Genomic DNA, 13,745 nt, shown 5'->3' with positions numbered 1-13,745 from the left:
ATCAGATCAGCGACGGGTAGGTGACGTCGATGTCTTCACTGTCCAGGTAGGGGGAGGCGCCGGTGACGTTGTCACCACGGTTGGCGTTCGGGCGCGGCTGCCTGGCCGGCTGATCGCCGTACTTGGCGCTGACCAGGCTTTCGTGGGTCGGGGCGTCGGCCGATTCGGGATCCTTGCGCGACTCCAGTTCCTTGCGAACCACAGGAATGACCTCCCCGCCCAGCAGGTCGAGCTGGTCGAGCACGGTCTTCAGCGGCAGCCCGGCATGATCCATCAGGAACAACTGGCGCTGGTAATCGCCGAAGGTGTCGTGGAAGGTCAACGTCTTCTCGATCACTTCCTGCGGGCTGCCCACGCTCAGCGGTGTCATCTGGCTGAAGTCCTCCAGGGACGGGCCGTGGCCGTACACCGGAGCCTCGTCGAAGTACGGCCGGAACTCCTGATAGGCGTCCTGGGACTTCTTGGCGATGTAGGCCTGACCGCCGAGCCCGACGATGGCCTGCTTCTTCGTCCCGTGGCCGTAGTGCTCGAAGCGCTGGCGGTAGAAGTTGATCAATCGCAGTGAGTGCGAGGTAGGCCAGAAGATGTGGTTGGCGAAGAAGCCGTTGCCGTAGAAGGCGGCCTGCTCGGCGATCTCCGGGGTCCGGATCGATCCGTGCCAGACGAACGGCGGCACATCATCCAGCGGCCGGGGCGTTGAGGTGAAACCCTGCAGCGCGGTCCGGTAGTTGCCTTCCCAGTCGACGACGTCCTCCCGCCACAGCCGGTGCAGCAGGTTGTAGTTCTCCAGTGCCAGCGGCAGTCCTTGCCTGATGTCCTGTCCGAACCACGGGTAGACCGGCGCGGTGTTGCCGCGGCCGAGCATCAGATCCATCCGGCCCTTGGCGACGTGCTGGAGCATCGCGTACTCCTCGGCGACGCGGACCGGATCGTTGGTGGTGATCAAGGTCGTCGCGGTGCTCAGGATCAGCCGTTTGGTGGTCGCCGCGATCGCCGCCAGCAGGGTGGTCGGTGAGGACGAGAAGAACGGCGGATTGTGGTGCTCACCGATCGCGAACACGTCCATCCCGACCTCTTCGGTCTTCTGCGCGATCCTGATCACCGCGTCGATCCGCTCCGCCTCGCTCGGCGTCTCGCCCGAGACCGGGTCCCGGGTGATGTCGCTGACCGACAACAGCCCGAATTGCATCATCGTCTCCCATGCTCTGCCCGGACTCGACCGGTCCAGGATATTCCATGCATTTGCATGTACCTAACGACGAGCCGCCCCAGTTATTCCGCGAGGGGTCACAAAATCCCTCATGCGGGCGGCGTGTCGTCGAGCCGGGGCGGTCCCACGAGGGTCCACCGAGCGTCTCATCAAGAAATCAGTCGAACAGCAGGACCAGCCGGCCGCGTACGCCACCGGCCTCGAAGCGGCGATGCGCCTCGGCGGCCTGTTCGGCGGGATAGGTGTCCGCGACCCGCAGCGTCAGTACGCCCTCCTCGGCCTGCTGCCGCAGGCGATCCAGGGCTGCCGTGTCCTGGGCGTGCTGGCGAACAAGCACCGGCGTGACCCGGACGCCGCGCCGGCCGTCGCCCTGGTAGCCGCGTACCGTCGCCATTGCGCCGTTGTCCCTGACCGCGGTGAGCGCGTCGGCGCCCAGCAGGGCGCCGTCGGCGAGGCCGTCCACAGGCCGGGTATTCGGTCCGCACCCGGGTGGCGAACTCGGCGCCCCGCGGCAGGATCACATCGGCACCAAGGCCGCGCACCAGGTCGAGGTCGGAATCCTTGGCGTCGGCAACGACCACCAGGCCATCGGCCTTGGCCAGCTGGATCGCGTACCCGCCGAATGCTCCTGCGGCGCCGGTGACGGCCAACGTCTGTCCGCGGTGCAGTGCCAGCTGGTCCAGTGCCACGCGTGCCGTGAGTCCGTTCATCGGCAGGGTGGCTGCCTCGACATCGCTCGCGCCGCGCGGCACCCGCACGACAGACGCTGCCGGCAGCACCAGGTCCCGGCGATAGCCGCCGTGTTGGCCCGACGGAACGACGATCGCCATCACGCGATCACCGACCTCGAGGTCGGTACGCACATCGTCGGCGATCTCGGTCAACAGCCCGGCAACGTCCATCCCGGGAACGTCCGCGGTGTCCTGCGGATGGCCCGTTGTCGACCGCAGGCCGGCGCGGACACCGGTGTCCGTCGGGTTCACCGCCGCCGCGGTCACGGTGATCCGGACCGTACCCGGTCGCAACTCCTCGACCGGCAGGTCGAGCGTGCGCAGTTGTTCAGGTCCGCCGTATTCGGTCACTCCGATCGCCGTCGTCATGTCACAACCTTCTACCCGGCCGATCGGCCCGATGCGGGAGGGTCGGTTCGCAGACCGTCCAACCCGGCGCGGACGGCCGCCGTGGTACGCCTCCGGTCGCCGGTGGCCAGCAGGTCGAGCATGGCGCCCCGCAGCAGTGACAGGACCATCGTCCGCCGGGCCGCCCCGGCCACCGTTCGCCGTTCACGGGGCGACTGCCCGCGGGCGAACAGCGTCAGCCAGTCGCGGACCGTGGCCGAGGCGAAACCGGTCCACGGACCGTCCGGATCGGTGAGCGAACGACCGAACACTTCGACCCACAGCGTCAGCAGGCCGCGGTGTCCCTCGTCGGCAAGCCAATCCCAGACGCGTCCGCCAAGCTCCGCAAGGTTCGGCTGCCGATGATCATCGCGAAGCGTTCGCAGGAAGGCGAGCTCGTCGCGGCGAGCCCGGTCGAGGATCTCCCGGACCAGATCGTCCTTGCTGCCGAAGAGGAACAGCAGCACCCGCGGGCTGGAACCGACCGCCGACGCGAGCGGGCGCAGGGAAAGATCAGCCAGGCCGTGCTCGAGGACGTAGCCGTAAGAGGCCTCGAGCAACTCGGTCCGACGGTCCGACGGGGTTGAGTCATCGGTGGTCACCGTCCTAGCATGACATCACTGACACACTCGTTTCAGTCAGATGGGGAGACCGGTGGAGCAACCAGCCGACATCACCGATGACGGGATCGACCGGGTCAGCATCCGCCCGATTGGGACACCCGGAGACCTGGGCTGGATGATCATGGCCCACGGCGAGCTCTATGACTTAGAGTTCGGCTGGGACACGAGATTCGAGGCCCTCGTCGCACGGATCGTCGCCGACTTCGCAGCATCAGCGGATCCGAGTCGCGAGGCCGGCTGGATCGCCGAACTCGACGGCAGCCGGGTCGGCTGCGTGCTGTGTGTTGCCGATCATGACGAGCCGCAGGGGACGGCCGCCAGGCTGCGGATCCTGTTGGTCGATCCGGACGCCCGCGGTCACGGCGTCGGCACCCGGCTGGTCGACACCTGCGTGGACTTCGCCCGGCAGGCCGGCTACCGCCGACTCAATCTATGGACCAACAGCGTCCTCGGTGCGGCGCGCCGGATCTACAGGTCCCGCGGGTTCGTACTCACCGAAGAGGACCCGCACCACAGCTTCGGCCAGGATCTGGTCGGCGAGTCCTGGTCGCTGCCCCTCGCCTCCTGACGGCGAGGGGTCACAGATTCCTTGATTTGAACGGCGTGTCGTCAGCCGGGCAATCCCGGTCCGGGCGACACGCCGACAATATGAGTGATTATCTGACCCCTCGGCGGGAGGGGGGAGTCGTGGGAGAGCCAGAGTTCGAGCGAGGCGGGGAGGCCGGTGGCCGACGGTGGGGCGTCGAGGCCGAGCCTGCCGATCGCGTACGGGTTGATGCCGATGCTGACAGTCTGCTCGCCGCCCGCCGCGACCTCGACCGCGGTGAAGCCGAGCAGCACGGCCTGCCGGGGGAGCAGCCCGGGGACCCGGGCCCGACCGTACAGACCGACGATCTGCCGGCCGGCGCGTTCGGAGGTGTTGCGCAGCACCGCCGACACGACCACGTCGGACAGCCCGTCACCGACCGCCGCCGGCTCGCCCAACTCCCACCGGGCGTAACCGAGCCCGGCACCGAAGCCCAGGAGTGCGTCGGATTCGCTGTCGGAGTACCGGCGTGCTGCGCCCATCCGTTCGTCGTACGCCACCGGCAGGCTTGCGCTCGATCGGGGTAGCGACACCGGCAGTCGGCCGATCGGTTCCCGATCGCCCATGATCAATTCGGCGATCAGCCGGCCGCCGTCGGGTCCCGGGTAGCCGCCCACAGCACGGCCCGACAGTGATCGAGGACGGGGCCGAGCCCCAGTGGCCGGCCGGAGATGATCACCGCGACGATCGGTCTTCCGGTCGCGGCGACCGACTCGACCAACTCCCGTTGCGCATCCGGCAGTGCCACCTCTGCGACATCGACCCCCTCGCCGCTGGTCGCGGTCACCGGTCCACCGGAGAGCTCGACGGCTCCGTTGTCGGCGAAGGCATCGGCGAAGTGCCGGACACTGCTGCCGCCCAGGACCATGATCACCAGCTGCGCAGCCCGCGCGGCCGCAATGGCCCGGTCCACCCCGCCCGGGATCGGCTCGGTCAGCCGGCTTCCCGGTTCATGATCAACCGCATCCGGACCGAGACGATCGCGAAATCCTTCGAGCACCGTGGTGCCCGTTCCATCGGGCAGCGGCGGCACGTAGTCGCCCAACAGGGCAGCAAGATCATCGGCATTCGGCCCGATGACCGCCACCCGACCGGGATCGGCCGCCGGCAGGATCCCGTCCCTGTTGGTCAACAGCACCGACGAAGCGGCCACGAGATCATCACCGGATCGCGGCGGCGGGAACGCCGGCGTCGGAGCTGGCGGGTCCAGCAGTCCCAGACCGATCTTGACGCCGAGCACCCGGGCGCAGGCCCGATCGACCAGAGCCTCGTCGACCAGTCCGGCGCCGACCGCCTCCGCGATCTGCAGGTACGCGTCATCGCAGAGACTCAGATCGACACCGGCACGCAGCGCGACGGCCGCCGTCTCCATCACCGACCCGGTCGTCCGACCGAGTTGATCGATCGCGCCGAGATCGGCCATCACGATGCCGGTGAATCCCCACCGGTCGCGTAGCAGACCGGTCAGCAGTTCCCTGGTTGGCAACGCACGGAATGCCGTCGATCTCGTTGTAGGCCGCCATCACTCCGATCGCACCGGCATCGATCCCCGCCCGGGCTGCCACCAGATGCACCTCGGCGAGTTCCCGCGGGCCGATCGGTGCACCAGCTCCGTTCCGGCCGCCCACCGCCGCACCCTGGCCGGCGAAATGCTTGAGGACCACCCCGATCCCGGATTCCCGCCGCAGGCCGCGAACCTCGGCGGCGGTGAATGCCGCCGCCAGCAACGGATCCTCGCCGAAACACTCCTCGGCCCGCCCCCACCGCGGATCACGCAACAGGTCAAGACCGGAGACCAGCGCGACGTGCGCACCGCGCGCCCTGAGTTCCCGGCCGGTGTGTGCGAAGGCCTCGGCGACCAGTTCCGGACGCCAACTCGCGGCCGCGGTGAGATTGGTCGGCAGCAGACTGCTGCCGACCGCCTGATGTCCGTGCGGTGCCTCCTCCACCAACAGCGCCGGAATGCCGTGTGGCGAAGCGGCCCGTACGCGTTCCTGCACCATCGCGGCCAGCTCGGCCGACTCGGCAGGACCGGCGCCAGTCACCAGGTCGCGGCCGGACCAGGCGTCGGCGCGCAGCAAACCGTAGATCGCGCCCAGGCCGCCGAACCTGTCCAGTTCACGACCCAGGGTCGCGGTGAGCGACAGTCGCGAGCCCCGCCGCTCCCACAGGTGCCAGCCCAGCGGTCGCTGGTTGAGTTGGCCGATCTTCTCGGTCAAGGTCAGTTGTGACAGCAGATCGGCCACCCGCTCCGGTATCGACAGGGTCGGGTCCTGGTATGGCCGGAGCGCAGGCGGGGTGGTCACGGATGATCAACCTAACCGCCGGCCGTCAGCGTACGGCTGCCAGGGCCATCCGGGCTGCCCGGCCGGCTTGGGCGCCGTAGCCGCCGCCGAAGATCACGGCGTGGACCAACAGCGGGAAGAGTTGGTGCAACGCGACACGACGCTGCCAACCCTCCGCCAGCGGAAACTCCGCCTGGTAGGCCGACAGCACCGTTGACAGCCTGGGCAGCCCGAAGAGCGCCAGCATGGCCAGGTCGGTCTCCCGATGTCCACCGTGGGCCGCGGGATCGATCACCGTCGCATCATGATCATTCCACAGCACGTTGCCTGACCACAGGTCTCCGTGCAGCCGCCCAGGCTGTTCCTCCGGGCCGGCGAGCCGGTGCAGATCGTCGATCACCTGTTCGACCGCGCGACGATCCTGATCACCGATGCTGCCGCGGGCCACGGCCCTGGTCAGGAACGGCCGGAGTCTTGCCTCCCGGTAGAAGTCGACCCAGGTGGCTGCAGTCGACCCGCCGGGCAGTGATTCGGAGGCGATCACGCTGTCGACATCGCGACCGAAGCGCGGTGCAGCGGCCCGGTGGGTGATCGCCAGACGGCGTCCGAACTCGGCCGCGGCGCGCTCGGAAGGGGTGACCGACTCGACCCGGTCCAGGACCAGCAGACCGGGGCCGACGGCCAGCACCGTGGGCGTACGGACCCCGCCGTCGACCTCGGCGAGCCAGCGCAGACCCCAGGCCTCGTGATCGAAGGAGCCGTTCCGGTCGGCCTTGACGAAGACCGTGCGGCCGTCGTCGAGTTCGGCCGCGTACGGGATCCCGAAGCTCCCGCCGGCCAGCGGTTCGAGCCGCCGGATGCCCACGCCGAGCAACGACTGCAGCCGATGTTCCGGCCACGTCGGTTCCGAGCCGTCCATCCCGGCACCTTATGCCACTGGTGCGCAGACTCAGGGGCGCAGCCGGGCACCTCAGACGGTCACGATGTCAACCTCCTGCGCTCAAGATGCGCATTTCACCCGATGTGTGGGCGGTCACCTCAGAACGAGCCTGGAATCACCGGCAGCGAACAACGGAAGCGATCCGAGAGGAAGCGATCATGAACGACTTCGGCTACATCGCCACAACCAGGGTGCGAGCCGCCGAGCAGCAGGTCCGACCCGAGTGCGGCCGGTCGATCGCGGGCGCAGTCCGACCCGGCCCGGCGAGCACTGCACGGTCGGCGTGGGAAGCACCCCTGAGGTCCCTGGCCCGTGCCTTGGTCCGACGCCGGAGCGGCACGGCGGACCTCAGCCGAAAGACGGCAGGCTAACCGTGCAAGCAGGGGCTCTAAGGCACCTTAGGTGGTACCTCAGAGCTGCCTCAGGACGGTTCTCCACCCGGAGCGAAGCCGAAGATACGGCAGTTGCCCGATGTGTCGGCACCCGCCTCAGAACCAGGATTGAGTCATGAGCCCAGCAGGGTTCGACGCCACAGGGAGGCACGAAGATGAACCTCAACGACTACTACTACGAGACAGTGGCCAAACAGCACGCAGACGACCTGCAGGCCGAAGCTGAACACGGCCGGCTGGTCAAGATCGCCCGCCGGGCGGCCAAGGAGCAGAAGGCAGCCCGCCGGGAGGCCCGCCAGCTCCAGGCGGCCGTCGACGGACGGCAGGGTTGGTGGCACGCGCTGCGCGCGCTGTTCGCACCAGAAGACCCGGCACCGCAGGCGACTGTCAGCCAGACCACGCAGAACCAGGTTGCGGCAGACCAGAACGACGAGACAGTGGAAGAGCCGACACCGGCCGCCACCCACTGACCTCGGCCCCTTTCCGATCTGACTCTGTGGCAACCAGACACTGACACGATGACGACCATGAGTAGTGGTTCCCGACCCACTGCACGCCTTGGGTACGTCGCCGTGTCATCGGCCGGGTCCCCCATCCCCGGCAGCGACGGCGATCCCGCCGCATCCGCGCCTCGTGCGTCCGAGGCGGTGGGTGCGGCGGTGATCGTCGGTCGTGACTCAGAACTCGCCCGACTGGGTGTGCTGCGCGATGCGGCATTCGCCGGTCAGGCCGGCACCGCCCTGATCGGCGGTGAGGCAGGGGTCGGCAAGACCAGCCTGACCAACGCCTTCGTCACCTCGACCCGACAGGCCGATCCGTCGGTCCTGGTTCTGCGCGGTGAGTGCGTCCCGCTGGGCGGCGAAGGACTTCCGTACGCGCCGGTCGTCGGACTGTTGCACGATCTGGCCGGCCAGCTCGGCGAGAACGAGCTGCTGGAACTGGCCGGCGCCGGTGCGGCCGAGCTGCGCTGGCTGATTCCCGAGTTCGGGGCACCCGCCGAACCGGTCGACGGAACCCGGCCGGAGAACCGCCTGCGGCTCTTCGAGACCATCTCCCGGCTGTTCACCGAGGCAGCCCGACGCGCGCCGTTGATCATCGTCGTCGAGGACCTGCACTGGGCCGACGACTCCAGCCGACATCTGATCGAATTCCTGATCCGCTCGATCACCGACGTACCCGTGCTGATCATGATCAGCTACCGCACCGACGAACTGACCCGACGGCACCCGTTGCGGCCGTTCCTCGCCGAGATCGGCAGAGTGCCGTCGGTGCACCGGCTGGAGATCGGCCCGCTCGATGATGCCGCCGTCGAACAGCTGATCAGTCTCACCTGCCATCCCGATGATCAACAGCCGGGATTGATCAAACGGCTGGCGATGGCCAGCGGCATCCCCTTCTTCGTGATCGAACTGATCCGGGCCAGCGGCGCCGGCGGTGACGTACCGGAGACGTTGCGGGACACCCTGCTGCTGCGGATCTCCCGCGTGGGCGACGAGTGTCAGCGGTTGTTGCGACTGATGGCGGTCGGCGGCATCCGCGTCGAACACAACCTGATCGCCGCCGTCTGGGCCGAACCCGAGGACCGACTCGAGCAGATCCTCCGGCAGGCGACCGAGGCCAATCTCCTGGTGCCCGACAAGTCCGGATACGCCTTCCGGCACGCGCTGATGCGCGAGGTGCTGCACGACGACCTGCTGCCCGGTGAACTGACCCGCATGCATCGGGCGTACGCCACCGCATTGGAAGCCGACCCCGGCCTGGCGCCCGCCTCGGTGCGGGCCGTGCAGCTGGCCCACCACTGGTACGCCGCCCGGAACAACCAGGCCGCCTTCCGCTGGTCGGTGAAGGCCGCCCGGCTGCAGCACTACGGCTATGCCGAGGCACTCCGCCACTACGAACGGGCACTTGAACTGTGGGAGGTGGTGAGGGATCCGGAGTCGGAGGCCGGGCCACTACCGGAGTTCCTCGACGAGGCGGCGGACGTCGCCGGCGCCGCCGGCCAGGGCGAACGGGCCGTCGCGATGCTCAACGAGGCGTTGCGGATCGCCGGTCCCGGCGCCACACCCGAGGCCACCGCGCTGCGGCTGGCCCGCAAGGCGCGGATGATGCTCAACCTGGTCCAGCCCGGAGTGCTCGAACTGGTCGAAGAGGCGGTCAGCCTGGTCCGCTCCGACGAGCCGACCCGGTTCCGCGCACGGCTGCTCGACTACCACGCGATGATCCGGCTGCTGCTGGACAAGCCCGGAGCGATCAACGCCGCCCGAAGCGCCATCGCCGCAGCCCAGGCGATCGGCGACAAGGACATCGAATCCAGCGCCCGGAACACCCTCGGATGTGCGCTGGCGACGCTCGGGATCGACGTCGAGGAAGGGCTGTCCGAGCTCAGGACGGCTGGGCGGATCGCGGTCACCGACCGGCAACGCGTCCGCTACTACATCAATCTGTCCGACACGCTGACACTGCTCGGCCACTACGCCGAAGCGGCCCGGACCGCTGCCGAGGGGCAGGCGTTCGCCGCCGAGGTCGGACTCTACGGGCTCAGCGGCGTAGTCATGCTCAGCGGTAACGCCGCCGAGGCAGCGATCGCGCTCGGCGACTGGGGCCGGGCCCGGGCGATGGTGGAAGACGCGCTGCGGACCGATCCGACCGGCAACCAATGGATCCACCAGCGCCGCCTGCTGGCCACCATCACGCTGTGGATGGATGACGACGCCGACGCGGTCGATGCCATCCTGGAGGATCTGCAGCGCTTCACCCAGATCGCCATCAACGGCCCGCAGTACCACGCCGGCATCTCGGCCGTACGGGCCGAACTCGCGCTGTCCCGGAACCAACCGGACCTCGCCTGGGACATCGTCCGCTCGACGGTCGAATCGCTGCCCTGGCGCGAGCCGGGCTACGACCTGAGCTTCATCGGGGTGGCCGCCCTCGCGTACGGTCGCCATCCGCAGCGGCCGGCCGCCTGGCGCGAGTGGCTCGTCGACGAGATCAGGAACCTGCCGGACCTGCCGGTGGCCGACCAGTACCTGCCCTTCATCACAGCAGAGCTGGGCAGCACGGTCGACGACTGGCGGCAGGCGATCGAGACGATGACCGAAGCGAGGACGCCACCGCACCTGATCGCCTACGCCCATCTGCGGCAGGCACAACTCGAGGCCGCCGCCGGGCTGGCCGAGGACAGCAGGCGCAGCGTCGGCCGGGGCCGCGCGCTGGCCAGGAAACTCGGCCTGCGGCTGGTCCTGCGCTGGCTCGACGGACTGTCCTCGGCCGCCGACGACCGCGGAGTGGCCGCCGACAGTTCCCCGTTGGCGGCGTTGACCACCCGCGAACGCGAGGTTCTGTCGCTGGTGGCCGACGGGTTGTCCAACCGCCAGATCGGCGACCGGCTGGTGATCTCGGCCAAGACAGCCAGCGTGCACGTCTCCAACATCCTCGCCAAGCTCGATGTCGGCAGCCGCGGCGAGGCCGCGGCACGCTTCCGAAGCGTCGGTCCGTGAACGTTCACGACCCTGCGTTGGGACACCGGGCTCCGGCGCGCTAGCGTGAGCCGCGGCGCCGTGGCCGATCCGGTCCTAGACCATCCGGCCCCACCGGCGACGGCGCCGGCCTGATCATCGACCATGATCAGGAAAGTTGATCTTGACACCTGGAGCCAGCATGGACCTGTCCTCAGTCGATCCCGGCGTCGGTACGCTGCCGCCCCGCGCCCGTTTCCGCTCCAGCCTCGGCGAGCAGTCGCTGAACGGTGACTGGCGCTTCCACCTCAGCCCGAGCCTTGCCGGCGCGCCGGACCGGATCGAGGCCGAGGACTACGACGACAGCGACTGGGGCACGATCCCGGTACCGTCCAGTTGGCCGATGCACGGGCACGGTGCACCGATCTACACCAACGTGCAGTATCCGTTCCCGCTCGATCCTCCGTTCGTGCCCGACGAGAACCAGATCGGTGACCACCGACTGGTCTTCGACGCCGAGGAGGGATTGCTCTCCGGCGCGGTCCTGCGGTTCGACGGCGTGGACAACACCGCCGACGTGTGGCTGAACGGCGAACTGCTCGGCACCACCCGCGGCAGCCGGCTGCCCAGTGAGTTCGACGTCAGCCGGCTGCTTCGGGCCACCGGCAACGTGCTCGTCGTCCGAGTCGCGCAGTGGTCGGCGACCAGCTACCTGGAGGACCAGGACATGTGGTGGCTGCCCGGCATCTTCCGGGACGTCACCCTTCTGGCCCGGCCGGACAACGCCGTAAGCGATGTCTTCGTGCACGCCGACTGGGCCGACGGCGCCGGAACCCTGCAGGTCGAGGTCGATGGACCGCTCGACGCGACGGTGACCATCGAGGAACTCGACCTCCGCGCGGCGGCCGGCGAAACCGTACGGATCCCGTCGGTGACCGGTTGGACCGCCGAGCAGCCGAAGCTCTACTCGGCCACCGTCAGCACCGAATTGGAGACGATCGACCTCAAGATCGGCTTCCGTACCGTGACGGTGGCCGACAGCCAGGTGTTGATCAACGGCAGGCCGGTGATCTTCAAGGGCGTCAACCGGCACGAGCACCATCCCGACCTCGGCAAAGTGGTGCCGCGCAGTGTCATCGAGCACGAGCTGCGGCTGATGAAGCAGCACAACATCAACGCGATCCGGACCTCGCACTATCCGCCGCATCCCGACCTGCTCGAGCTGGCCGACGAACTCGGCTTCTACGTGATCGACGAATGTGATCTTGAAACCCACGGCTTCGGGATGAACAAGTGGCGGCGTAACCCGGTGGCCGAACCGCAGTGGCGTCCGGCCCTGGTGGAGCGGATGGCCCGGATGGTCAACCGGGACAAGAACCATCCGTCGATCTTCTGCTGGTCGCTGGGCAACGAGTGCGGCACCGGTGACAACCTCAAGGCGATGGCCGACACGGCCCGCAGCATCGATGGATCACGACTGATCCACTACGAGGGCGACTGGGATTCCAGCTACGTCGATCTCTACTCGCGGATGTACGCACCGGTCGACGAAGTGGAGAAGATCGGCCAGGGCATCGAGGACCCGACCACCGATCCGGCCGCGGACGCGCACCGCCGGTCACTGCCCTTCATCCTGTGCGAGTACATCCACGCGATGGGCAACGGCCCGGGTGGGATGACCGAATACGTCGACCTCTTCGAGAAGTATCCGCGGCTGGCCGGCGGCTTCGTCTGGGAATGGCTGGAACACGGCATCCGCAGACACACCGACGACGGCCGGGAGTACTTCGGCTACGGCGGCGACTTCGGTGAGCAGGTACACGACGGCAACTTCGTCATCGACGGTCTGGTCAGCGCCGATCGCGAGCCGCGTCCTGGACTGGTCGATCTGAAGAAGGTGTACGAGCCGGTCCGGATCGAGGTCGACGACAGCTGGTCGACGGCGACCATCACCAACAAGTACGCCTTCACCGGGCTTGATCAGCTGCGCTTCGACTGGTCCGCCGAGGACACCGCCGGCCGGTACGCCGCCGGTGTGCTGTCACCGGTCGCCGTGGCCGCCGGGGATCAGCTGACCATGGTGCTGCCCGACGAGGTCGCAGCGGCGCGGCGGGACGGTGGCGTCCTGACGATCGCCGCCCGGCTTGCCAAGGACACCGCCTGGGCCACCGAAGGACACGAGGTCGCCTGGGGTCAGGCCGGCACACCGGCGGTCGCGGCCCAGCCGGTGTCGGAGAACGTACCGGTCCAACACACCGAGGGTGGACTGCAGCTCGGGCCGGCACTGTTCGATCCGGCGACCGGCCGCATGATCAACTTCGCCGGGACGCCGCTGGACGGGCCACGGCTGAACGTCTGGCGGGCACCCACCGACAATGACAACGGCATGGATCACACCGTGAAGCGACGGACCGCGGCCACCTGGCAGCGGCACCGGCTCGACCTGTTCACCGGGCGGCTGGCCACGATCGCCGAGGTCACCGACGACGACGGGCACGGTTTGGTGATCACCACCCGTTATGCCGCGCCGTCCTACGACCGCTTCATCGACGTGACGATCACCTGGCGCAGTGACGGTGACCGGCTGTCCGCCGCGATCTCCCTCGCGGTCTCCGGTGAGTGGCCGCCGACCCTGCCTCGGATCGGCCTCGACTTCGTCCTCGACGGTGGCTACGACCGGGTGGCCTGGGCGGGCAACGGGCCGGGGCAGAAGTATCCGGACACCGGCCAGGCGGCGCGGCGGGGCTATTTCACCGCCTCGGTCGATGACCTACAGGTGCCGTACGTACGGCCGCAGGAGAACGGATCGCGGACCGCCCATCGGCTGACGCTGTCCGGTGAGGGACGGGACCTGACGATCAGCGGCGAGGTGTTCTCCTTCGCCGCCCGGCCGTGGTCCCAGGAGGCCCTCACCGCCGCCGAGCACACCATCGACCTGGCGCCCGACGGCAAGGTGCACCTGACGATCGATCATCGACAGCAGGGCATCGGGACGGCCTCCTGCGGGCCGGGCGTGCTGCCGGCGTACACCCTGGATCCGGCGGAGTTGACCGACGCCGACCTGAACTTCACCCTGATCCTCGAGTAACCCGGCCCTTGCCGCACCGGCTGCTGCATCCCGCACCCCGTACACAGG

9 protein-coding genes and 1 pseudogene are annotated in these 13,745 nt (G+C 68.5%); 4 read left to right on the top strand and 6 right to left on the bottom strand.

Going from position 1 to position 13,745, the window contains the following annotated elements; all coding sequences use genetic code 11:
- Position 1 precedes the first annotated feature (1 nt).
- From GJV80_RS12995 to GJV80_RS12985, 3 genes are all read right to left on the bottom strand, one after another.
- On the bottom strand, positions 2–1,189 hold the full coding sequence (locus GJV80_RS12995) for an LLM class flavin-dependent oxidoreductase (protein WP_154690243.1): 1,188 nt from the start codon (positions 1,187–1,189) through the stop codon (positions 2–4).
- A 178-nt stretch (positions 1,190–1,367) separates the two neighbouring features.
- Complete coding sequence (locus GJV80_RS23955; RefSeq protein WP_230207652.1) at positions 1,368–1,673, bottom strand: zinc-binding dehydrogenase; 306 nt, start codon at positions 1,671–1,673, stop codon at positions 1,368–1,370.
- Positions 1,674–2,321: 648 nt separating this feature from the next.
- Positions 2,322–2,930, bottom strand: a complete 609-nt coding sequence (locus GJV80_RS12985; protein WP_154688256.1) for a TetR/AcrR family transcriptional regulator — start codon at positions 2,928–2,930, stop codon at positions 2,322–2,324.
- Positions 2,931–2,982: 52 nt separating this feature from the next.
- Here GJV80_RS12985 and GJV80_RS12980 point away from each other — a divergent pair, with 52 nt between their 5' ends.
- Positions 2,983–3,519, top strand: a complete 537-nt coding sequence (locus tag GJV80_RS12980) for a GNAT family N-acetyltransferase (protein WP_230207651.1) — start codon at positions 2,983–2,985, stop codon at positions 3,517–3,519.
- Positions 3,520–3,560: 41 nt separating this feature from the next.
- Here the strand turns inward: GJV80_RS12980 and GJV80_RS25085 are convergent.
- The 3 genes and pseudogenes from GJV80_RS25085 to GJV80_RS12960 form a co-directional block, all read right to left on the bottom strand.
- Positions 3,561–4,963: pseudogene (locus tag GJV80_RS25085) on the bottom strand (glycoside hydrolase family 3 C-terminal domain-containing protein).
- Positions 4,854–5,843 carry a glycoside hydrolase family 3 N-terminal domain-containing protein gene (locus GJV80_RS24585; RefSeq protein WP_154688252.1) on the bottom strand — a complete coding sequence of 330 codons (990 nt, stop codon included), beginning with the start codon at positions 5,841–5,843 and terminating at the stop codon, positions 4,854–4,856. Before GJV80_RS24585 ends, GJV80_RS25085 begins: the two are co-directional and overlap by 110 nt.
- A 25-nt stretch (positions 5,844–5,868) precedes the next feature.
- Complete coding sequence (locus tag GJV80_RS12960) at positions 5,869–6,741, bottom strand: fructosamine kinase family protein (protein ID WP_154688251.1); 873 nt, start codon at positions 6,739–6,741, stop codon at positions 5,869–5,871.
- 568 nt (positions 6,742–7,309) lie between these two features.
- On the opposite strand from GJV80_RS12960, the gene GJV80_RS12955 reads away from it, so the two are divergent.
- From GJV80_RS12955 to GJV80_RS12945, 3 genes are all read left to right on the top strand, one after another.
- Positions 7,310–7,624 carry a hypothetical protein gene (locus GJV80_RS12955; RefSeq protein ID WP_154688250.1) on the top strand — a complete coding sequence of 105 codons (315 nt, stop codon included), beginning with the start codon at positions 7,310–7,312 and terminating at the stop codon, positions 7,622–7,624.
- A 57-nt stretch (positions 7,625–7,681) separates the two neighbouring features.
- Complete coding sequence (locus GJV80_RS12950) at positions 7,682–10,651, top strand: AAA family ATPase (RefSeq protein ID WP_195908911.1); 2,970 nt, start codon at positions 7,682–7,684, stop codon at positions 10,649–10,651.
- Between the two features lie 160 nt (positions 10,652–10,811).
- Complete coding sequence (locus GJV80_RS12945; protein WP_154688248.1) at positions 10,812–13,697, top strand: glycoside hydrolase family 2 TIM barrel-domain containing protein; 2,886 nt, start codon at positions 10,812–10,814, stop codon at positions 13,695–13,697.
- Positions 13,698–13,745: the final 48 nt, after the last annotated feature.

The organism is Microlunatus sp. Gsoil 973 (assembly GCF_009707365.1).
Lineage (GTDB): Bacteria > Actinomycetota > Actinomycetes > Propionibacteriales > Propionibacteriaceae > Microlunatus.
Note: the sequence above shows the minus strand (reverse complement) of the source record. Positions and strands in the feature narration are given on the sequence as shown.